The sequence below is a fragment of the Micromonospora sp. NPDC049204 genome (genome assembly GCF_040647935.1).
GTDB lineage: Bacteria > Actinomycetota > Actinomycetes > Mycobacteriales > Micromonosporaceae > Micromonospora.
Genome location: NZ_JBEZDC010000020.1, coordinates 19,415 through 40,001 on the forward strand (window position 1 = coordinate 19,415; position 20,587 = coordinate 40,001).

A 20,587-nucleotide genomic window follows, 5' to 3' on the forward strand; every position below is an offset into this window, starting at 1 on the left:
GTACCACCCGCGGGGCCGGAAGGCCACTGCCGGGATCCGACAGATCCGCAGGTCAGAGCCATCTTTGCCGCTCTCCGCACGCGGGTTACGGGTGCCGTTCGTCGATCGGGCACCTGTCCGGTTGCCGACAGAGCGGTGGTGGCGGTGGTACGTCGGAGACCCCGGGAGACGACTGCGGCGGTATGCCGCCGCGGACGCGTACCTCCCGGGTTGTGGGTCTTTTGGCAACTCCGGCCTGACGACCGGTGCACGCTGCGCTACCTACGCTGCCACCGGTAGCTGTCACACCGTCGAAGGGAACCCCTGATGTCCGTCCGTCATCTGCTCGTCGCCGCCGTGGCCGCCCCGCCCGCCGGGACCGAGCTGGTCGTCCACGCCTCGGCCCAGCCGGCCGCGGCCACCGCTCTCGCCATGAGCTCCGGGCGAGCCGGTGCGAGCGTCGGCGTCCTGCTGGGGTTGGTCGGTGTCGTCGTCGGCGGGCTGGCCCTGGCCCGCCCCGCCCGCCGCGTCGGCTCCAGCTCGGCGCGACTCGGAGCCGTCCTGGCCCTGACCTTGGGACTGGCCGGCATGGTGCTCGGCGGGGTGGTGGTCGCCACCTCCGACAGCGGCATCGGTACGGGTAACGGGCGCGGCGGCGCGTTCGTGGCCCTGGCGATCGGACTGGTCGGCGTCGTCCTCGGTGGACTGGCCCTGGCCCGGAGCGCCCGGCTGGCCGCCTGATCACGGTCAGGAGCGGGTGAGCCAACCGGGAACGGTCAGGCCGGACTCGTAGGCGAGGATCACCAGTTGGGCGCGGTCCCGGACCTGCGTCTTGGTCATGATCCGGCTGACATGGGTCTTGGCGGTGGCCGGGCTCAGCACCAACCGCGCGGCGATCTCGTCGTTCGACAGGCCCGCGGCGACAAGTACGAGCACCTCGCGCTCGCGGGTGGTGAGCACACTCAGTCGCGGCCCGGGGTCCGGATGCGTGGCCCGTGCACTGAACTCGGCGATCAACCGACGGGTGATCGACGGCGCGATCAGCGCGTCGCCACGGGCGACCACCCGCACCCCGTGGATCAGCTCCGCCGGCTCGGTGTCCTTGACCAGGAAGCCGCTCGCGCCGGCCCGGAGCGCCCCGTAGACGTAGTCGTCCAGGTCGAACGTGGTCAGGATGATCACCCGGGCCGCGCAGGTCGCGATGATCTGTCGGGTCGCGGCGAGGCCGTCCAGTACGGGCATCCGGATGTCCATGAGGACGACCTCCGGACGCAGCTGCGCGGTGAGGCGCACCGCCTCGGCGCCATCGGCGGCCTCGCCGACCACCTCGATGCCATCCTCACCGTCCAGGATGGAGCGGAAGCCGGCGCGGACCAGGGTCTGGTCGTCGGCGAGCAACAGTCGGATCACGCCGACTCCCCCACCGTCGTCGAGCCGGGTCGCAGCGGCAGGCGGGCGCGGACCCGGAAGCCACCGTCCGGGCGCGTACCCGTGGTCAGTGAACCGCCGAGCGCGCTCACTCGCTCGCGCATGCCGATGATCCCGCTGCCCGGCGCGCCGGGTGTGGTGGTGCCGTCGTCCTCCACCTCCACCAGCACGTCGTCGCGGTCGGCCCGCACCCGGACCACCGCGGCGGTGGCGTCCGCGTGCCGGGCCACGTTGGTGAGTGCCTCCTGGACGATCCGGTACACCGCCAGGTCGACCTCCGGGGGCAACGACCTGGTCTCGGCGAGTTCGGTGCTGATCGTCAGTTCGGGCCGTCCGGCCGTCCGGACCAGATCGTCGAGGCGACCGAGGCCGGCGCTGGGCACGGTCGGCGCCTCGCCCTCGCGCCGCAGCACGCCGAGCGTCGTCCGCAGCTCCCGCAACGTCTCCTTGCTCGTCTGTTTGATCGCGGTGAGCGCCTGCTCGGAGCGGACCGGGTCCGGCCGGTGCAACGCCGCACTGGCCTGCACATTGATCAGCGAGAGGTGGTGGCCGAGGACATCGTGCACCTCGCGGGCGATGCGCAGCCGCTCCTCGGTGGCCCGCCGCCGGGCCTCCTCCTCCATCCGCTGTTCGACGACGATCGCGTGGGCCTGCGCCTCGGCGAGGTAGGCGCGGCGGTTGCGGGTCACGCCGACGATGACCGCGACGAGCCAACCGGCGTGCAGCAGCGTTGCCCCGTTCATGGTGTCCGGGGATCGGTTGTCGCTGTCCGCGGCGGCGAAGGCGATCACCGAGGCGAGACCGAGACCGATGGCGATCCAGAGATGTCCCTCGTCGACAACCGTGTAGAGCGCCACGACGAAGACCAACATGATCGGGCCGGGCTTGTGCAGCAACGCCCCGTACGCGCCGACGGCGACCAACGCCACCACACCCACCGGCACCGGATGGCGGCGGCGGACGGACAGCGCGGCGGAGGAGGCGAGCACCACCAGCAGCGCCGTCCACTCGGCGGTGGTGTCGATGCCGCGCGACTGCACCACCAGGCCGACGAGGGCGACCAGACCGACGGCGAGCACCAGGGCGACGTTCGCCGTCCGGTCACGCCATCGCGCCCCTGACATACGCCGAAGCCTAGCCCTCCGTTCGCCTACGGACGATCGCCCGAACCGGCGGGCACCCGGGCTCAGTCTCCCCAGTCGAGCTGGGGCTCGGGCACGCCGACCGACCTGCCGTACGCCTTGGCGTGAGCCTCGCCGGCCGGATCGCCCAGCGGATACCGGAATGCCTTGCCGGCAAAGACGACGAACCTTTCCGCGTCGGTCCGGAAATCGGCGTACCAGCCGCCCGTCGGTGACAGACAGTCGGCGAGCGCGGCGGCGAGCCGCTCCACCTCCGCGTCCGGCGCGGTGAACTCGATCAACGTCCAGGTGGCGGGCTGCGCGGCGGTGGCGCTGGCGGTGTCGACCCGCCAGATCTTCTCCACCCGCAACGGTACGGTCAGCTCCGCGCCGGTTCGCAGGCTCTCACTGATCAGCAGGCCCCTGAGCATGCGTACTCCTCTCCGCGGTGCTCGATGCCCTCAATCCTCGTGCTGTTCGTCGAGGCGCGCTCGCAGCGCTGCCGCGATCTCGCCCGCCGCGACGATCTGCTCGGGCGTGAGGGCGTCGACGAAGAGCTCTCGGATGGCGCGCAGGTGGGGAAATGTCGCGGTGCCGAACGCCTCGGCTCCGGCCGCGGTGAGCAGCACCTCCGCCCCCCGGGGGACGGTCGGGCACTCCTGGCGGCGGATGAGGCCACGCCGCTCCATCCGCCCCAGGTGGTGGGAGAGCCGGCTGCGCTCCCAGCCGATGTGCGCCGCGAGCGCGGACGAGCGCATCGCCTGGTCCGGCGCCTCGCTGAGAGCGAGCAGGACGGCGTAGTCCCCGGTGGAGAGGGAGGAGTCGCCCTGGAGGCGGGACTCCAGCCGGCCACTCAGCGCCGCCGTCGTCTCGATGAAGTTCCGCCAGATCCGCAGCTCCTCGGCCGTCGGCAGTTGGCGCCCTCCCCGCCGGGCAGGTGTGGTCTCCGTCATCTCATTCTCCCGGGAATTGACGTGTCAATCGCCAAGTTAGCATCATTGACACGTCAACCGGTAGGTCCGCTCCCGCGGGTCGCCGGCGGAAGCACCGAGGAGGACACCATGACAGCTACCGGATTCGAACTGGGGCTCAACTCGTTCGGGGAGGTGGCCACCGACGGCGACCGGGTGCTGAGCGACGCCGAGACCGTACGACTCCTCGTGGACGAGGCACGACTCGCCGAGTCGGTCGGACTCGACGTGTTCAGCCTCGGTGAGCACTACCGGGAGGGCCACAACGACTCGGCGACACCCGTGCTGCTCGCCGCGGCCGCGACGGCGACCGAGCGGATCCGACTCGGCACCTCGGTGACCGTGCTGAGCACGAACGACCCGGTCCGCCTCTACCACGAGTTCTCCACCCTCGACGCCGTGTCCAACGGCCGCGCCCAGTTGGTCCTCGGACGCGCGTCGGCGACCGAGTCGTTCCCGCTGTTCGGCTTCGACCTGGCCGACTACGAGCGGTTGTTCGAGGAGAAGCTCGACCTCTTCCTGCGGCTCCGGCGCGACGAGACGGTCACCTGGTCCGGAACCGTGCGAAGCTCCCTGACCGAACAGCGCCTGCACCCACGGATGCGGCCCGGTGGGATCCCGACGTGGATCGGTGTCGGGGGCAGCCCGAACTCGGTGGTCCGCGCCGCCCGGCACGGTCTCCCGCTCATGATGGCGATCATCGGTGGACGACCCCAACGGTTCGCCGGCCACGTCGACCTCTACACCAAAGCGCTCGACCAGTTCGGGCATACCCCGCAGCCAATCGGGCAGCACTCACTCGGCCTTGTCGCAGACACCGACGAGGAGGCGGTGGAGACGTGGTGGCGATACTGGCAGCCGGTCGCGGCGGCGCTCGCCGCGGAACGCGGCTTCTACAAACCGGACCGCGCACGCTACGAGGCCGAAATCGACCACGGAGCGCTCTTCGTCGGGTCACCCGAGACGGTGGCGCAGAAGATCGCCACGGTCGCCCGCGACCTGCGACTGAACCGCTTCGACCTGAAGTACGACATCATGCACCTGCCCCGCGAGGCACGCGCGCGCACCATCCAACTGCTGGGCAGTGAGGTCGCGCCGCGGGTCCGGGAGCTGCTGGCGAAGGAGCCCACCCATGTCTGACCTCTTGTTCGGCCTCGACACGTTCGGCGACGTACCGGAGGACGACTCCGGCAAGCTCGTCTCCCACGCCGCGGCGATCCGTCAGGTGGTCGACGAGGCGGTGCTCGCCGACCAGCTCGGCGTCGACGTCATCGCGCTGGGCGAGCACCACCGGCCGGAGTACTCGGTGTCGACGCCGGAGACGGTGCTGGCGGGCATCGCCACCCGTACGTCCCGGATCCGGTTGGCCTCCGGGGTGACCGTGCTGAGCTCGGACGACCCGGTCCGGGTGTTCCAGCGGTTCGCCACGGTGGACGCGCTGTCGCACGGCCGGGCCGAGGTCATCCTCGGTCGCGGCTCGTTCACCGAGTCGTTCCCCCTGTTCGGCTACGACCTGCGCGACTACGACACGCTGTTCGAGGAAAAGATCGAGCTGTTCGTCAAGTTGCTGGACGAGAAGCCGGTCACCTGGAGCGGCACCCTGCGTGCCCCGTTGGAGAACGCCGACGTCTTTCCCAAGACCGAGTCGGGACACCTGAGCACCTGGGTCGGCGTGGGTGGCTCACCGCAGTCGGTCGTCCGCACCGCCCAGTACGGGCTCCCACTCATGCTCGCCATCATCGGCGGCGCCCCCGAGCGTTTCGCGCCGTACCTGGACCTCTACCGCAGGGCGGCCGAGCAACTCGGTACGACCGCACACCCGGTCGGCATGCACTCGCCCGGCTTCATCGCCGACACCGACGAGGAAGCGAAGGAAATCTACTGGCCGCACTACCGGATCATGCGAGACCGGATCGGCAAACTGCGGGGCTGGCCACCGATCCGCCGCCAGGAGTTCGACTCCGAGGTGGAGAACGGCTCGCTCTACATCGGCTCACCCGAGACGGTGGCCCGCCGGATGGCGCGCGCGATCCGCAGCCTCGGAGTCGGCCGGTTCGACCTCATCTACTCCGCTGGAGCGCAACCGGTGAGCGCCCGGATGCGCGCCGTGGAACTGTACGGCTCCCGGGTGATCCCCATGGTCCGCGAGCTGCTGGCCTGATCACCACATGAACCGAGAGGACGACATGTTCGACAACGACCGGCCCCAGACCCTTGGTGTGCTCGGGGCCGGCAAGGTGGGCACGGTGCTCGCCCGGCTCGCCGTCGCCGCCGGCTACCGCGTGCTGGTCGCCGGCTCCGGCGATCCGGCGAAGATCGCCCTCACCGTCGAGGTGCTCGCTCCGGGGGCGGCGGCCACCACGGCGGCCGACGCGGTGGCCGCCGCCGACATCGTGATCCTGGCCCTGCCGCTGGGTAGGTACCGCAGTGTTCCCGCCGAGGCGCTGCGCGGAAAGCTCGTCGTCGACGCGATGAACTACTGGTGGGAGATCGACGGCATCCGGGACGACCTCACCGACGCGCGTACCTCGTCGAGCGAGATCGTCCGGGCCTACCTGTCCGGGTCCCGGGTCGTGAAGGCGTTCAACCACATGGGCTACCACGATCTCGAGGACGGGGCGCGGGCGACCGGATCGCCGGACCGGAAGGCCATCGCGATCGCCGGCGACGACGCCAGTGACCTCGCCGCGGTCGCGACCCTGGTGGACGCGCTGGGCTTCGATCCGGTGGTCGCCGGCGCCCTGGCCGAGGGCGTACGACTCGAACCAGGCAGCGAGCTGTTCGGCGCCAACGTGAGCGCCGACGAGGTTCGTACCATGCTCGACCGCTTTCCGGAGTCCGAGCGTGGACGGACCATTGCCGCTGCCCGCGCCTCGGCCTGACCGATCAGGAATCGAGAAGCCCGGCCGGTGTCACCCGGTCTAGCCTTTTCCCAGGTCACCGGCAGCACGCCGAACCCGGAACGAGGAGAGGGAGCCCCCGCATGTCCGCGAAGACCACCACGACCAGGTCCGACGGTTTCAGCGCCGAGGAGCGGGCCGCGATGCAGGAGCGCGCCGCCGAGTTGCGCGCCGAGGGCAAGAAGGGCGCCAAGAAGGCCGACGGGCTGCAGGCGCTCCTCGACCGGATCGCGCAGATGGAGCCGGACGATCGTGCGCTCGCCGAGCGCGTCCACGTGGCGGTGACCGCTGCCGCGCCCGAGTTGTCGCCGAAGACCTGGTACGGGATGCCCGCGTACGCGGACGCCGCCGGAAAGATCGTCGTCTTCTTCCAGGACTCCGGCAAGTTCAACTACCGGTACTCGACCCTGGGCTTCCAGGACGCGGCCAACCTCGACGACGGCGACCTGTGGCCGGTGGCGTACGCGCTGCAGAAGTGGAGCCCCGCGGTGGAGAAGCGGGTCGTCGAGCTGGTGCGGGCGGCGGTCTCCTGACCGTCGCCCACCTATGGTTCGGGTATGTCGATCACCGATCACGCGCTGGCGATCGCGGCGGCGGAAGCCGGAGCCGCGGTCGTCCGCGCGCAGTACGGATCATCGCTGGCCCGACTCATGAAGACCGCGGACGACTTCGCCACCACCGCGGACGTCGAGGCCGAGAAGGCCATCCTCGACGTCCTGCGCGCCGGACGTCCGCATGACGGCGTGCTGGCGGAGGAGAGCGGGCGCACCGGCACCGGCGAGAACGGGCGCACGTGGTTGGTCGACCCGTTGTGCGGAACGCTGAACTATGCCGTGCGGACCATGCTGACCTCGGTCAACGTCGCGCTGCGGGCAGGGGCACGGGTCCGTGTGGCCGCCTCGGCGGACCCGTTCACCAACGAGGTGTTCTGGACCGACGGCATCGCCGCGTATACCCGCCGTGGTGGCGTCGACGAGCCACTCACCCCGTCGGCGGAGTCCCGCCTTGTCGACGTCAATCTCGACCCACCGTTTCCCAACCGGCACGTCTTCCTCGCCGCCCGGATGCTCGCCGACGAGGGATTCATCGAACAGTTCCGCCCCCGCGTCGTCTCCACCACGCTGGCCGTGGCCTGGGTGGCTGCCGGTCGTCGCGCCGGCTACGTGACGGATGGCGAGCACCTGTGCGACAGCGTCCACTTCGCGGCCGGAATCGCCCTCGGTCAGGCGGCAGGTTGTGTGGTCACCGGGATCGACGGCAGGCCGGTTCATCCGGATGGGAACGGTCTTGTCGTCGCCGCCGACGAGCGGACGCACGCTGCCCTCCTGGCCCTCATCAGAAACCAGCGGTGAGCATCGGCCCGGCGGCCACCGCGCGTGCTGCTCGGGAAGACCGAGGAGATCTCGAAAATCTTCTGGGAGACCAAGCAGCGCTGACCAACCGCCGAGGTACGCGGCGCAGGCTCCCTCATGGACACGCCGCCGGCCACCTGACGGCGCTCGCGGGCGGGCGGTCCGGTGGCGGGTTACGGGCGGGCGTCGCCCGCGTCGGGCGCACCGTCGGCGGGACCGCCTCCGACGAGCACCGACTCCTGACCCTCCTGCCGACCCTCCTGGCGGGCGCGGGCGAGCAGCCCCGCCAGCCGACGTCGGCGGTGACGGACCGCCGCCCGCAGACCGACGAGCAGTGCGGCGAGGAGGCCCAGCAGCGCGAGCTGCGCCCACGGGACGACCCAGGTGGTGACGGTGGCCGAGACCTGTCGGAGGTCGGCACCGGCGGCCTGCCCGTCGCCGAGCAGGGTCGGTGACGTGGTGACTGTCGTGCGGAGACGTCCCAGTGCCCAGACGCCGTCGGCGCGGGTCGCCATCTCCCGGCTGCCGCCCGGAAGCAGCTCCTCGACCGCGCCTGTGGCGTCGTGGCTGGTCCGGCCGAAGAGGTCGGACACCGCCACCCGGCTCGTCCCGCTGACCCAGACGTTGCCGTCGTTGCCGACGGTGTAGCGGACCCGAAGCGTGCCACCGGCGAAGGGATTCCACGACGGCGTGTACCTCGCGGTGAGGCCCTGAACGGGCAGGGTCGCCTGGACGGTCCCGTTGACCCGGACCATGACCCGGAAACCCACTCGGCTCTCGACGTTGACCGTGCCACCGGTGCTGGTGACGGTCGCCGCGATGCCGGCCGGGTGATCCCCCGGCGCGGCACCCTTGGGCACCGTGATCGTGAACGGCACCACCCTCGTCTCGCCGGGGCCGACGGTGACCTTCTCCTGCACGTCGATCCAGGTGCCACCGTCGACCGAGGGGCGGTCCGACGAGAGCATGTTGAAGCGACCCTTGTCGGTGAGGTAGCCGTCGGCGGCCTTCAGCGAGAAGGCGACCGCGTTCTTGCTGAAGTTGCGGACCGCCAGATGCTCGGTCACGACCTGCCCCGGGTCGAGGCTGGCGTTGATCCACCGGCGTTGGTCGGGGCCGCTCGGGGTGGCCGGCTGGACCGTCCAGGTCAGCGCCTTCGGGTCTGGCTCCGCCGCCGCCACGGCCGGCGCGGCCGTCACCGCGAGGGTCACGACGGCGAGAACGGTGAGCACCCGGCGCAGCGGGGGAACGGTCATGACGATGAGCCCTTCGGCAGGGGGTGTGGCGGGGGCCCGGTCCGGACCCCCGCCACAGCACTACTCGAACAGGGAGAGCGTGAGCGTCGAGCTGTAGGCGCCGGCGGCGACCTCCGCCGGGGTACGCAGGTACAGGTCGGCGTTGACGGAGTACGAGTCGTTGGCCACGGCCTCGGAGTCGAAGGCCGAGACCAGCAGTTCCTGGTCGACGAGGCCGACGTTGTTGCCCGGCTGAGTCGCCTCGTCCAGCGCGGTCACCACCTCCTCGCCCTCGGTGACCAGGCCGGTCTCCCCGCCGTCGAGCAGCCGGGGCTTCCAGCCGAGGTGGTCGGCGGTGATCGGCGCCTGGCCGGAGTTGCCCGCGAAGTCGGTCGCGCTGCCGAGCACCGCCCAGCTGGCACCGTCGGGAACCTCGTCGGCGACGCGGGTGTCGGTGACCGTCACCGTCGGCAGCGTACCGACGAACTGGCGCACCAGCAGGGTCGAGCCGTCCTCGGACAGCGCGACGGCGTCGCCGGCGACGGACAGGGCGAGGACGCCCGGCTCCCTGATCTCGTCGATGTCGACAGTGACCCGCACGCTGGCGTCGTCGTCCGGCTCGGCCAGGGCGGGCGACGGCAGCACCGCGGCCCCGACCAGCACCGCGCCGAGGGCACCGGCCGCGAGCAACTGCCGCCGTTTGTCTGTGTTCATGTGGTCTCCGTTCTCAGCCATCAAGGGTTATCCGCCGCAGGTGCCAGCGGGATGTTGCACGGTGCGGACCGTCGTCACGTCCTGTCCACCCACCGCCCCGGTCACCCGGACCGTCGCCGAACCCGCGGGCACCGAGACGGCACGCGTGCTGAACGACTGGTACGCGTTCGCACCCGGCGCGACGGCCGCGAACGAGCGCTCGCCGTACGGGGTCTCGAGAGCGATCGCCACTGGCGCGTCATGGTCGTTGCGGGCCTGCACGGCCACGTGGACCTTGCCGCCCACGCACCGCGCCGACGCGGTGGCCGTGACGGGCAGTTCGAGGGTGGCCGCCTGGAAGGCCCAGGTGTCGATCTCGAAGAGGTCGGCGCCCGCCGGGCCGGTGTAGGTGAAGTAGACGTCGTGCACGCCGCTGACGCCGGCAAGCTGGGCGGTCACCTCGGCCCACTGGCCGACCGGCGTGTCGACCGCGACCGTGCCGACAACGGGACCGGTCGCGGTGTCCAGGCGGACCTGGATCTGCCCGCCGGCGGCGAGCGCCCGCACCTTCGCCGTCACGCTCTGCGCGCCGTTGTCGCCGAAGTCCACCGACGACAGCGCGGTCCAGTCGCCGTTGTCGATGTCGCGGACCACCAGGTTCGGTGCCGCGCCGCCGAACTGGGCGGAGCTGCCGTCGACCTTTGTGGTCGCGACACCCTTGCTCCAGCCGAAGGTCTCGGCCTCGAAGACGCGGTACGGGTCGAAGTCGCGGACCTGGTTCACCCCGGCGTAGGTGCCGACGACCTGCTGGATCGTGCCGTCCGGGTTGAAGGCCAACTCCTGGATGTGCGGGCTGCGGTACCCCTGGGTCGTGTTGCCGTTGATGCGCTTGTTCAACGTCGGCGCGTGGTAGGTGAAGTAGTGCTTGCCCTCGAACTCGAACACCGACTGGTGGTTGTTGCCGCCGGTGCCGCTGCCGAAGAACTGCGACTGGTTCGGGAAGAGCACACCGGCGTAGGTCTCCTTCGGCCACGACATCGGGTTGTCGGAGATCATGTAGCCGATCTGGCCGCCACCGGGGTAGCCGGGCAGCGGCTGCTGGCTACCACCGAAGTCGTTCCCGCCGAAGTGCGACGAGTACGAGAAGTAGTACTTGCCGTCGCGCTTGAAGACGTGACCCGCCTCGAACGCGACCGGGGCGTCGACCACGGCGGCCGTTCCCTGGGTCGCGACCATCGTGTCGTCGAGTTCGATCGCCCGGATGTTCTTCGGGTTGTTGAAGCGCTCGGCCGGCGGCATGCTCGTCGACGCGGGGCCACCACCGAAGTAGAGGTACGGCTGGCCGTCGTCGTCCACGAACGGGGCCGGGTCGAACTTCCACGCGACGTTCTCGGCACCGGGGGTGCGACCGTCGATCAGCGTGCTCGTGCGCTCGCTGGTCCACGGGCCGAGTGGCGAGGCACCCGTGATCACGTTGCTGGAGCCACCGCCGTTGGCGTAGTAGAGGAAGAACTTCTCCACGCCGTTCACCACCTTCTTGGTGATGCCCGGAGCCCACGAGTTGGCGGTGAACGGGGCCACCCCGTTCGGGCCGGCGACCTGGATCTCACCGTGGTCGGTCCAGTTCACCAGGTCCGCCGAGGAGATCACCGTGATCTGGTTGATGTCGCCGTAGTTGATCCCCGGCGAGACGCCCGTGGTCGGGTTCGGGGCGTAGCCCTGGGTGTCGTTCGTCATGTACATGTACACCCGGCCGTCGTGCACGAGGCCGAAGCCGTCGGCGCCGAACTTGTGCCCGATCAACGGGTTGTGCTCCCCGGGCAGCTTCCCGACGACCTCGATCGTCTTCGATGCCGGCGCGGGCGGCGCGGCGCCGACCACCGACACGTCGTCGAGCGTGAAGTCCATGAGGTGCAGGTCCGGGTCGGTGGCCGGGGTGGCCGTCCAGGGGGTCTCGAAGAACAGCCGCGCCGTCGACACGGTCTGCGTCGCCGGGATCGTGAACGTCCCGTTGAACTGCGCCCACTGACCCTTCGTCGCGGTCACGCTGACGAGGTTGGTGTAGGTGCCACCGCCGTAGTGCATGGTGGCGAAGAACTGCTTGGTGGCCGGTCCGCTCGCGTTCTCGTACTTGATGCGGGCCGTCAGGGTGTAGGCCTGGCCGGCCTGCACCTTGCCGCTGAGGTCCTGCATCGGCCCGGATCCGGTCGTCGCCCGGCCGGTCACGAGCGCGGCGTTCGCACCGGCGTAGGCATCCGCGGTGGCCGACAACTGCGCGCCGTCGCTGGCGTTTCCGTTGTTGACGAACCAGTTGGTCAGGCCGTCCTCGAACCCGCCGTTGACGATGAGATTCGTGTCGGCGGCCTGGACCGGCGCCGCCCCGGTGGCGAACCCTGCGGCCAGCATCAGGCCGACCGTCGCGATCGCGGCGACCCGTCCTCGGGTCGCGCGTCGCATTCGTTGTTCCACGAGACATCCTCCTTCATCTCTGACGTGCGGTCATCGGTGTGCGGGGGATCGGTGGTGGTAGGTGGTCCGGACATCAGGGGTCGACCGCCGCCACCGGCTCGACCTCGGCCGGCGGCGCGGGACAGGTCGCTGTTCCGCGCCACACGGCCGGTCGCCGGTGGGTGCTGGTCGGTGAGCCTGAGGCTCGTGGTGGGGTTATTCGCCGCAGGCGGTGGCGGGGTGCTGAGCGGAGTGCACGGTGGTGACGTCCCGGCCGGCGACCGCCCCGGTGGCCCGGACCGTCACCGAACCGGCCGGCACCGCCGCCGCGCGCGTGGGGAACGACTGGTAGACGTTGGCCCCCGGCGCCACGGCCGCGAACGACCGGTTCCCGTACGGGGTCTCCAGGGTGATCCCGACCGGTGCGTCCGAGTCGTTGCGCGCCCGCACCGCCACGTACGCCCTGCCAGCCAGACACCGCACCTCGGCGCTGGCCGTGACCGGCAGTGCCGCGAGCACGCCGAGCCGGGCCAGTTGGTAGCTGAGCGCGCGCTCCGGGGCGTCGATCTGGTTCTGGGTGCCGAACTGTCCGGCCCGCGCCGACGTCGCCGCCGCGAGTGCGGACTGCGTCGCGGCCCAGGCGTCGGGCGGGTAGTGACGCGCGTCGAGCGTGTGCGCGTGGGCGATCGCCGCGTCGAGGGCGACGGTGTCCAGCGGTCGGGCCTGCGCGGTCAGCGTGTCGCTGAGCAGGTAGTTGTCGAAGTCGACGTGCCCGCCGGTCTCCTGCGTCGCGTAGGTGAACAGCCCGACCCGGTGACCCATGAAGTGGGCGAGGCTGCCGTCCAGCGTCTGCGGGCCGACCCGGTTGCCGAGCCGGGTCCACGTCGACCCGTCCAGGCTGTAGTAGAACGTCGTCCACAACTGGCCGACCGGCGAGGCGAAGTCGAGGTCCGCCTTCACGTGCACCTCGGTCGCGTCTCCCAACGCCACGGTGGTGCCCGCCACGAAGTTCTCCACCGTCGCCTGGTCCAGGTCGACAGCGAACGGCTGGGACCGGTTGACGACGCCGAGGGTGTTCACGCCATCGACGCGCTTGACCGCCACGTACGAGAATCCGCGGTTGTAGGCGGCCAGGCCGGCGACGTCACCGTTCTTCATCGCGGAGATGTCCATCCGCGTCTGCACCGACTGCCGTGGCCCGAACGTACGTTGCGAGAGGGTGTTGCGGGCTTCCTCGAACCACGCCAACTCGGCCCGGTTGGACAGCTTCGTGTAGACGTACTGGCCGGTGACCACCTTGCCGGCGGTCAACCGCAGCCAGCCGTCGCGGTCGGTGAGCGACCAGTACCTGTTGTCCGGTGCGTGGTTCCACTCCCACGCCAGGTCCAGTCGTGAGCCGTTGGGGGCGATCTCCGCCGGGTCGAGCGGCGCGGGGACCGTCCACTGCTCGTCCTGGTACGCCCTGTGCGGCGCGTCGTTGGCGAAGTCGTCCGAGGCGACAATGCTCTTCTGCCGCTCGAAGACCTCCTCGGCCGGGCTGAGCCGGATCGGCTTGTCGAACAGGCCGTTGACCGGCACGACCCCGTTGGTGCCGAAGGTCGGCCATCCGTCCTGCCAGGTGGCGGGGATGAGCGCCGGGATCCGCCCGATCGGGAACGTGTCGCGGAAGAACATGCCGTGCCAGTCGGTCCGGCCGTCGGCGCGGCTGATCGGCACCAGGCTGCCCTGTGCGAAGCCGTTGGAGTTGAGCACGCCACGCGCCTCGTAGGTGTTGACTCCGCCGGCCGAGGTGTAGCGCCCGAGCAGGTCCTTCGACCGGAACATCACGACCTGGCGTCCCTGCCCGGACGGCCAGGTGATGATGACGGCGTAGTACCAGCCGTCGATGTGGTAGACCTGCGCGCCCTCGAACAGCCCGCCGATGAACGGCTGCCCGGCGTAGTTGTTCGCGGTGAAGATGTTCGGGTAGTCCTGCGCGATGGCCGTCAGGTCGGCGTTGAGGCGTACCGCGCTGGTGCCGCCGGAGCCGTAGAAGATGTACGGCGTGCCGTCGACGTCGAAGAAGAGCGACGGGTCGTGCAGACCACGGCCGAGGGCGGTGCGCTGCCACGCGCCGTTCTCGATGTCGTCGGTGCGGTAGAGGTACGCCCCGTTGAGGTTGTTGGTGTTGAAGACGGCGTAGAACATGCCGTCGCGGTAGCGCAGCGACGACGCCCACTGGCCCTGACCGTACGAGTTCTGGCCGTTGCGCAGGGAGAACGAGTCGCCGATGCTCGCCCGGTCGAAGACGTAGTTGACGATCTCCCAGTTGACCAGGTCGTACGACTTCATGATCGGCGCGCCCGGGCTCAGGTGCATCGTGGTGCTGATCATGTAGTAGAGGTCGCGGCCCTCGTCGTTCTCGGCGGCGGGCACCCGCTCGACGCTGATGTCCGGCACGTCGGCGTTGAGCAGCGGCACCGAGTAGGTGCCGGCGCCGGTGTCGGTCGAGGTGTACGACGAGCGGGGCGACCACGGGTCGGCGGCCTGCGCGGCGGCGGGTGTGACCACCACCAGGCCCGCTGCGACGAGGACGGCGATGGATGCGAGCGTGCGCAGCCGGCCGGCCGGACGGGTGTGGACTGTGGAGTCGGGTCGGGTCAACGCGTCGGCGAGGCGGTCGAGCACGGCGCTCGGGCTGACCGGCAGCAAGCTGCGGATGAGGCTGGAAGCTCGCAGGCGGATCGACACGGCCAAGGTGGACTCCAGACGCGAGAGCGGCGTGAAGCCCATCGTGTTATCGCTAACAATGCCTGTCAAGAGCATCAATGAAACCTGCCCGAAGTATCCCCGTAACACCGCGCACCGGACGGACGGGCTGTTGCGGTGGTGAGCCGCCGGGCCACCGCAAGCGGAACCGGGCTGGGGCGAGAGCGCCCCAGCCCGGATCCGGTGCCATCCGACGTTACGTCAGCTGCGTACCGTCCACCGCTGGTTGGTGCCACCGCTGCAGGCCCAGAGGATCAACTTCGTGCCGTTCGCCGTCGCGGCGCCGTTCGCGTCGAGGCAGAGACCCGACTGCACGCCCGTGATGGTGCCGTTGGAGTTGATGTTCCACTGCTGGTTGACACCACCGTTGCAGTCCCAGATCACCACCTTCGTGCCGTTGACGGTGCCCTGGCCGGAGGCGTCCAGGCACTTGGTGCCGTAGATCATGAGCTGCCGGCTCGCGGTGTGGGTCCACCGCTGGTTGGCGGCGTTGCTGATGCAGTCCCAGATCTGGGCCTGCGTGCCGTTGGTCGTGCTGGAGTTGCCGATCTCGGCGCAACGACCCGACTGAGCGCCCACGAGCTGCACGTTCTGCGGGTTGGTGCTGCCGCCGCTCTGCACGCCGGCGTTGTTGATCACCGTCTGCGCGCCGGACGGCCAGTTGCCGTTGCTGACCGTGACGTTGTTGTTGACGACGTTGCCGCGGTCACCGTTCGTCACGTTCGTGCCGCTGCTGGTCGACCAGTTGTTGGTGACCGTGAAGTTGCCCATGTTCTCGGCGTAGTAGTAGTTGGCGGTTGCCCAGGTGCCGGTGGAGGAGAACACGTTGTTCCGGGCGGTGTAGTAGCGCGAGCCCTCGTCGAAGTAGAGCCCGAACCACCCGTTGGTCCGCAGGCAGTAGTTCTCGGCGATCAACCCGCCCGGGTTCGCCGACAGCGAGTAGATGCACCCGCCGTCGGTCATCTGCTGCATGACGTCGTGCACGTAGTTGCCGATGACCTGGTTGTTGGCCGCGGTGGTCGCCGTGGAGTAGCGCGGCTGGTAGTTGTACAGGCCACGGTTGGCGTAGTGCTGGCTGCCGCCGGCGTCGTTGGCGCCCCAGCCGTAGCCGATCGACATGCCGGTGTACGGCATGTTGTAGACCTCGTTGTGCGAGACCAGCGAGGTGTTCACGTAGGTCGTCAGGATCGAGACCACGCCCCGGTACTCCAGGCCGAGATCGTGCACCTTGTTGTTGCTGATCGTGACGTTGCGGTTGACCATCCGCTGGTCACTGGGGTGGTGGGCGTCGGCCCGCACGCCGCCGACCACGACGCCGCCGGCGGAGTTGCGGGCGATCTCGGAGCGGGTGACGGTGATGTTGTTGACGCCCAGGCCGACACCGCTGGCGTGGGCGTTGGCGTCGTTACCGATACCGATCGCCGTCTGCCCCAGGTTGACGAACTGGGAGTCGCTGAAGCTGATGGTGTTGGCGGCGGAGACCTGCACCGCGGCCGGCATCTGCGCCCAGCTCGGGCGGGTGGCCTCGAACAGCGAGCAGCCCTCCTGGCAGGAGGTCAGCGCGTCGGACGGACGGGCCCAGGTGCCGACGATGTGCGCACCGGTCTGCTGGTCGGCGAAGCCGTTGTTGCTGCTCGGGCCGAGCCAGCTGGTGCCGGTGAACGTGATCCCGCTGAACGAGATGTGGTGCGCCGGCGCGTCGTAGGTGCCGCCGACGTTCACCAGGGACTGCAGCTGCGGCAGCTCCACGCTGACCGAGCTCATGTTCTGTCCGGCGAGCGGGATGTAGTTGAGCTGGCCGCTGCTGGGGTTGAGGTACCACTCCCCCGCCGAGTCCAGGAACTCGTACGCGTTGGCCAGGTAGAACGGGCCGGCGCGGTGCGGACGGGACAGCGTGTCGAAGCCGAAGGTGTTGTTGTTCCAGGCCGGCTGCTGCATCGTCAGGAAGTTGCCGCTGATGCTCTGCACCGGCGAGTACCGGTCGGTGAACGACCCGACGCTCTCCACCTCGACGCGGCTCTGGTTGCCGAGGTTGTTCAGGTAGTTGAGCGCGCTGTTGGTGAACCGCATCCCGGACGTGGTGAAGGTGAAGTCGGCGCGGTTCACGGCGGTACGCGCCCGGGTGGCGACGGCCCCGTTGACGTAGAGCTGACGGGAGTCGAGCCCGGCGGGAACGTTGGCCCGCCAGATGTTCTTCCCGGCGTCGACGAGCGACCAGCCGGTCACCGCCCGGGCACCGGTGATCGACGGACGGGCGCCGGCGGCGGCGCGCCAGATCACCTGGTAGCCGTTGTTGCCGGAGTCGGCCGCGGTCAGCCGCATCGGCGCCGACAGCCGGTACGCGCCGTCGGCCAGCTCGACCACGATGTCACCGGACATCGTGGTGTTGGCGGCCCGCACGGCGGTCTGCGCGGCGGACAGTGAACACGGTTGGCTGGCCGAGCAACTGGTGCCGGAGCCGCTGGGCGACGCGTAGAGGGTGGTGGTGGCCGCGAGCGCGGGGGACGCCGAGGCGGTCACCGCGACCAGCGCGGTCAACGCTGACGCGGCGGCGCCGGCCAACAGTCGCCGCAGCGGGGGACTGGACGAGACAGACACGGGACGGTGCTCCTGACTCTAGAGGGGGGTGGCGGGCAGAGCCCGGGGGCCGGGGCCTCGGTGGGTGGGGGCGGTCACCCGAGGATCTCCCGGAGATAGCGCAGGCCGTCCGTGGCGAGACGGTCCTGCGAGGGGGCCAACGGACGCCAGATCGCCGCGGCGACCGCGATGGCCTCGTTCTCACCGGTGAACGACTCGATGCAGATCGCACCCTGGTAACCGGTGTCCCGCAGGACGGTGAAGAAGCGGGGCCAGTCGAAGTGGTCCGCACCGGGTGCGCCCCGATTGGAGCCGCTGACCTGCACGTGCTTGATGTGCGGGCCGGCGACCGCCAGAGCCGCGTAGGGGTCGGCCTCCTCGATGTTCATGTGATACGTATCGATCATGATGCCGACGTTCGACGGGAGCCCGTCGATCAACTCGACCGTCTGCTCGATCGTGTTGACGACGCTCGTCTCGTAGCGGTTCAACGCCTCGACACCGATGGTCACGCCCAACTCGCCGGCCTGCTCGGCAACCGGCGCCAGGGCCCGCCGGAAATCCGCGTAGCAGGCCGCGCGAGCCGCCGGCGACATCCGCCAGGTGCGGCCGACCGAGGCGTACACCGGGCCGCCGACGCATCCAGCGCCGACGGCCGCGGCGCTCGCCACGCAGCCCTTGAGGTACGCCACCGTCGACTCGACCACCGCTGGCGCGGCGTCGACCAGCTCCCGCCCCGGCGAGAGGGCCGCGCAGACGCCGGCGGCGACGAGGCCGTGCGCCGCCAACAGATCCCGGGTACGGACCGGGTCCCAGTCGCCGGGCTGCTCGATCGGCAACTCGACCGCGTCGAAGCCGAACGAGGCGATCCGTGGGATCAGCTCGGCCAGGGCCTCGTCGTCGACAGGCGAGGCCCACACCCAGGGGTTGACGCCGATGGCGTACATCAGGTCCTACTTCCAGCGCTGCGGGTAGCCGGGCAGGTCGGTGCAGCCGCACATCGCGTAGTGCAGCGGCGGCATGTTCGCGTCGAGGTACTTGTCCAGGTTGTCCTGGGTGACGGTCGGCTGCGGCAGCTTCCACGGGTTGGAGACCTGCTCGCCGTCGAGGATCCGCAGCGCCGCGATGATCGGCGTACGCCACTGGTAGGTCGGGTAGGTCGGCGCGATCGCGGTGAGCTGCTTGTCCTTCCAGATCTTCAGGAAGTCGAGCTGGTCCTCACCGTTCATCGGCGGAACGGGCTTGCCCGCGTCCTGGAACGCCTCGACCGCCGCGACCGCCACGGCACCGGCGTCCATCCAGACGCCGTCGATCGTGCCGTACCGCTGGATGTAGTCGTCGACGATCTTCTTGGTCTTGGCCGGGTCGCCGTCGGTGAACTCGACACCCACGACGTCGACCTTCGCCTTGTCGAACGCCACCTTCGCCGCCGACCAGCGGGTCTCCAGGACGTCCACACCCGGCAGGATCCGCAGAGCGAGAACCTTACCTCCGGGCTTCATCTTCTGACTGACGAACTCGGCGCCGACGTGGCCGAACCCGTAGCCGCCGATGGGGTTGATGAACGTCACCGGGCACTTCGTGTTGACACCACGGTCGAAGACGACGACCGGCAGCCCCGCCTGGCAGGCGGCCTCGACGGCCGGGGTCAGCGTGGCGGTGGTGTTCGGCGAGACGATCAGCGCGTCACAGCCCTTGCCGAGCAGGTCGTTGATGTCCGCGATCTGCTTCTGGTCCTTGCCTTCGGCGTCGACGTGCACGAACTCCTTGATGCGGCTCTTCTGCGCCTCGACCTCGGCCTGCATGGTCTTGAACCCGACCTGCCGCCACGGGTTGTTGAGTGCCGCGTTCGAGAAGCAGATCTTGTGCGGGCCGCTCTTCTTGAACTTGGCGGTGTCCACCAGCTTCGGGTTGAGCACCTGCTCCCACGGCTTGTCGGCCGGGCCCGTCGCGGTCGCGCTGAGCAGTGCGAGCTCGGCGTCGTAGTCGGCCTGCACGAAGAACTTCGACTGCTCCCCGGTGCCCGATCCGGCGGCGGTGGAGGCACCGCCCGAGGGGCTCGCGGAGGGCTCGTCGGTGGCACAGGCGGTGAGGGACAGCAGGGTGACAGCGGCCAAGGCCGCCATGGAACGTCGCACTATGGATTCCCCTTTATCTCGACGAAGAACGCGTTGCCGAGACCGCCACGGCGAGCAGGATGATCCCGCCCTGGACGGTCGACCTGAGGGCGCCGGAGACGCCGTAGAAATTCATGAGGGCGAACAGCAGCTCAAGGGTCAGCGCACCGAGCATCGCGCCGACGACCGAACCGCGCCCCCCGCCCAGCGCGACGCCACCGAGGACGACAGCGGTGATCGCACCGAACTCCAGGCCGGCGCCGGCCTGGAACGACACGCCGCTGTAGCCGCCCAGCAGGATCGCCGCGGCCGCCGCCGCGAGCCCGCTGAGGATGAAGGCGATCGTGCGGGTACGCCAGACGCGTACACCGCTCAGCTCGGCGGTGCGCGGGTTGTCGCCGACGGCAACGAGCGTCCGGCCGAAGTCGGACCGCATCAGCAGCACGGCCACCACCGCCAGGGCCACCAGGACCAGCAGCGCGAACGGCACGCGACCGAGCACCGGCACGTCCTCGAACGCCCGCCGACCGAATCGCCGGAACTCCTCGGACAGACCACCCTTCGGGGCACCGTCGGACCAGAGGTAGACCGCGCCGACCAGGATCAGGAACATGCCGAGGGTGGTGATGAACGACGGCACCCGCAGCCGTGTCGTGATCAGGCCGTTGACCAGCCCGACGAGCGCACCGAAGGCGAGCAGCAGCAGCACCACGGGCCAGGTACGCGCCGGGTCGCTGTCGATGAGCCGGGCGGCCACGACCACCTGCGCGGTGACCAGGGAGCCGACCGAGAGGTCGAATTCGCCGGAGACGATCACGAAGTACTGGCCGGCGGCGAGCAGGATGATCGGCGCCGAACGCCCGAGGAACGACATCAGCGACGGAGGGGAGAGGAAGTCGGGCTGTCGAATGCCGACGAGCACCACCAACACCGCGAGAATCGCGAGGATCGGCAGGATGCCACCGGGACGGACCCGCGGAAGACGCAGCGGCAGCGTACGGCGCTGAACGGTCTGCAT

Annotated in this window: 18 protein-coding genes; 6 read left to right on the top strand and 12 right to left on the bottom strand. The window is 69.9% G+C overall.

Annotated features, from left to right (window positions below):
* The first annotated feature begins 306 nt into the window (after nt 1–306).
* Nucleotides 307–720, top strand: a complete 414-nt coding sequence (locus tag AB0A90_RS29570; protein WP_357254312.1) for a DUF6223 family protein — start codon at nt 307–309, stop codon at nt 718–720.
* Nucleotides 721–726: 6 nt separating this feature from the next.
* On the opposite strand, the gene AB0A90_RS29575 is transcribed toward AB0A90_RS29570, so the two are convergent.
* The 4 genes from AB0A90_RS29575 to AB0A90_RS29590 all read right to left on the bottom strand — a co-directional run bounded on the left by AB0A90_RS29575 (nt 727) and on the right by AB0A90_RS29590 (nt 3,481).
* Nucleotides 727–1,389: a response regulator transcription factor gene (locus tag AB0A90_RS29575; RefSeq protein WP_357254314.1), complete on the bottom strand. Its 663-nt coding sequence runs from the start codon at nt 1,387–1,389 to the stop codon at nt 727–729.
* Nucleotides 1,386–2,531, bottom strand: a complete 1,146-nt coding sequence (locus AB0A90_RS29580) for a sensor histidine kinase (protein WP_357254316.1) — start codon at nt 2,529–2,531, stop codon at nt 1,386–1,388. The genes AB0A90_RS29575 and AB0A90_RS29580 overlap by 4 nt, the downstream gene beginning before the upstream one ends.
* 62 nt (nt 2,532–2,593) lie before the next feature.
* On the bottom strand, nt 2,594–2,959 hold the full coding sequence (locus AB0A90_RS29585) for a hypothetical protein (protein ID WP_357254318.1): 366 nt from the start codon (nt 2,957–2,959) through the stop codon (nt 2,594–2,596).
* 30 nt (nt 2,960–2,989) lie between these two features.
* A complete protein-coding gene (locus tag AB0A90_RS29590) occupies nt 2,990–3,481 on the bottom strand; it encodes a MarR family winged helix-turn-helix transcriptional regulator (RefSeq protein WP_357254320.1) in 492 nt (163 codons plus the stop codon).
* Between the two features lie 108 nt (nt 3,482–3,589).
* Here AB0A90_RS29590 and AB0A90_RS29595 point away from each other — a divergent pair, with 108 nt between their 5' ends.
* The 5 genes from AB0A90_RS29595 (at nt 3,590) to AB0A90_RS29615 (ending at nt 7,751) form a co-directional block, all read left to right on the top strand.
* Nucleotides 3,590–4,639, top strand: coding sequence for an LLM class flavin-dependent oxidoreductase (locus AB0A90_RS29595; protein ID WP_357254322.1), 1,050 nt, complete (start codon nt 3,590–3,592; stop codon nt 4,637–4,639).
* Nucleotides 4,632–5,660, top strand: a complete 1,029-nt coding sequence (locus AB0A90_RS29600; protein ID WP_357254324.1) for an LLM class flavin-dependent oxidoreductase — start codon at nt 4,632–4,634, stop codon at nt 5,658–5,660. Before AB0A90_RS29595 ends, AB0A90_RS29600 begins: the two co-directional genes overlap by 8 nt.
* Before the next feature lie 7 nt (nt 5,661–5,667).
* Nucleotides 5,668–6,381 carry an NAD(P)-binding domain-containing protein gene (locus AB0A90_RS29605; protein WP_357254326.1) on the top strand — a complete coding sequence of 238 codons (714 nt, stop codon included), beginning with the start codon at nt 5,668–5,670 and terminating at the stop codon, nt 6,379–6,381.
* Nucleotides 6,382–6,482: 101 nt separating this feature from the next.
* Complete coding sequence (locus tag AB0A90_RS29610; protein WP_357254328.1) at nt 6,483–6,932, top strand: hypothetical protein; 450 nt, start codon at nt 6,483–6,485, stop codon at nt 6,930–6,932.
* A gap of 24 nt (nt 6,933–6,956) precedes the next feature.
* Nucleotides 6,957–7,751 carry an inositol monophosphatase family protein gene (locus AB0A90_RS29615; RefSeq protein ID WP_357254330.1) on the top strand — a complete coding sequence of 265 codons (795 nt, stop codon included), beginning with the start codon at nt 6,957–6,959 and terminating at the stop codon, nt 7,749–7,751.
* Between the two features lie 173 nt (nt 7,752–7,924).
* On the opposite strand, the gene AB0A90_RS29620 is transcribed toward AB0A90_RS29615, so the two are convergent.
* The 8 genes from AB0A90_RS29620 to AB0A90_RS29655 all read right to left on the bottom strand — a co-directional run bounded on the left by AB0A90_RS29620 (nt 7,925) and on the right by AB0A90_RS29655 (nt 20,587).
* Nucleotides 7,925–9,007 carry a hypothetical protein gene (locus AB0A90_RS29620; RefSeq protein ID WP_357254332.1) on the bottom strand — a complete coding sequence of 361 codons (1,083 nt, stop codon included), beginning with the start codon at nt 9,005–9,007 and terminating at the stop codon, nt 7,925–7,927.
* Nucleotides 9,008–9,067: 60 nt separating this feature from the next.
* Nucleotides 9,068–9,700, bottom strand: coding sequence for a hypothetical protein (locus tag AB0A90_RS29625; protein WP_357254334.1), 633 nt, complete (start codon nt 9,698–9,700; stop codon nt 9,068–9,070).
* Nucleotides 9,701–9,727: 27 nt separating this feature from the next.
* The gene (locus AB0A90_RS29630; RefSeq protein WP_357254336.1) at nt 9,728–12,148 is read right to left on the bottom strand and encodes a family 43 glycosylhydrolase; all 2,421 of its coding nucleotides are present in this window, start codon (nt 12,146–12,148) and stop codon (nt 9,728–9,730) included.
* 195 nt (nt 12,149–12,343) lie between these two features.
* Nucleotides 12,344–14,899, bottom strand: a complete 2,556-nt coding sequence (locus AB0A90_RS29635; protein ID WP_357254338.1) for a family 43 glycosylhydrolase — start codon at nt 14,897–14,899, stop codon at nt 12,344–12,346.
* Nucleotides 14,900–15,076: 177 nt separating this feature from the next.
* On the bottom strand, nt 15,077–17,473 hold the full coding sequence (locus AB0A90_RS29640; protein WP_357254340.1) for an RICIN domain-containing protein: 2,397 nt from the start codon (nt 17,471–17,473) through the stop codon (nt 15,077–15,079).
* 74 nt (nt 17,474–17,547) lie between these two features.
* Nucleotides 17,548–18,399, bottom strand: coding sequence for a sugar phosphate isomerase/epimerase family protein (locus tag AB0A90_RS29645; RefSeq protein ID WP_357254342.1), 852 nt, complete (start codon nt 18,397–18,399; stop codon nt 17,548–17,550).
* Between the two features lie 6 nt (nt 18,400–18,405).
* The gene (locus AB0A90_RS29650; protein ID WP_357254343.1) at nt 18,406–19,590 is read right to left on the bottom strand and encodes a substrate-binding domain-containing protein; all 1,185 of its coding nucleotides are present in this window, start codon (nt 19,588–19,590) and stop codon (nt 18,406–18,408) included.
* Nucleotides 19,591–19,603: 13 nt separating this feature from the next.
* Nucleotides 19,604–20,587 (bottom strand): ABC transporter permease, encoded by a 984-nt coding sequence (locus AB0A90_RS29655; RefSeq protein WP_357254345.1) that lies wholly within the window; start codon nt 20,585–20,587, stop codon nt 19,604–19,606.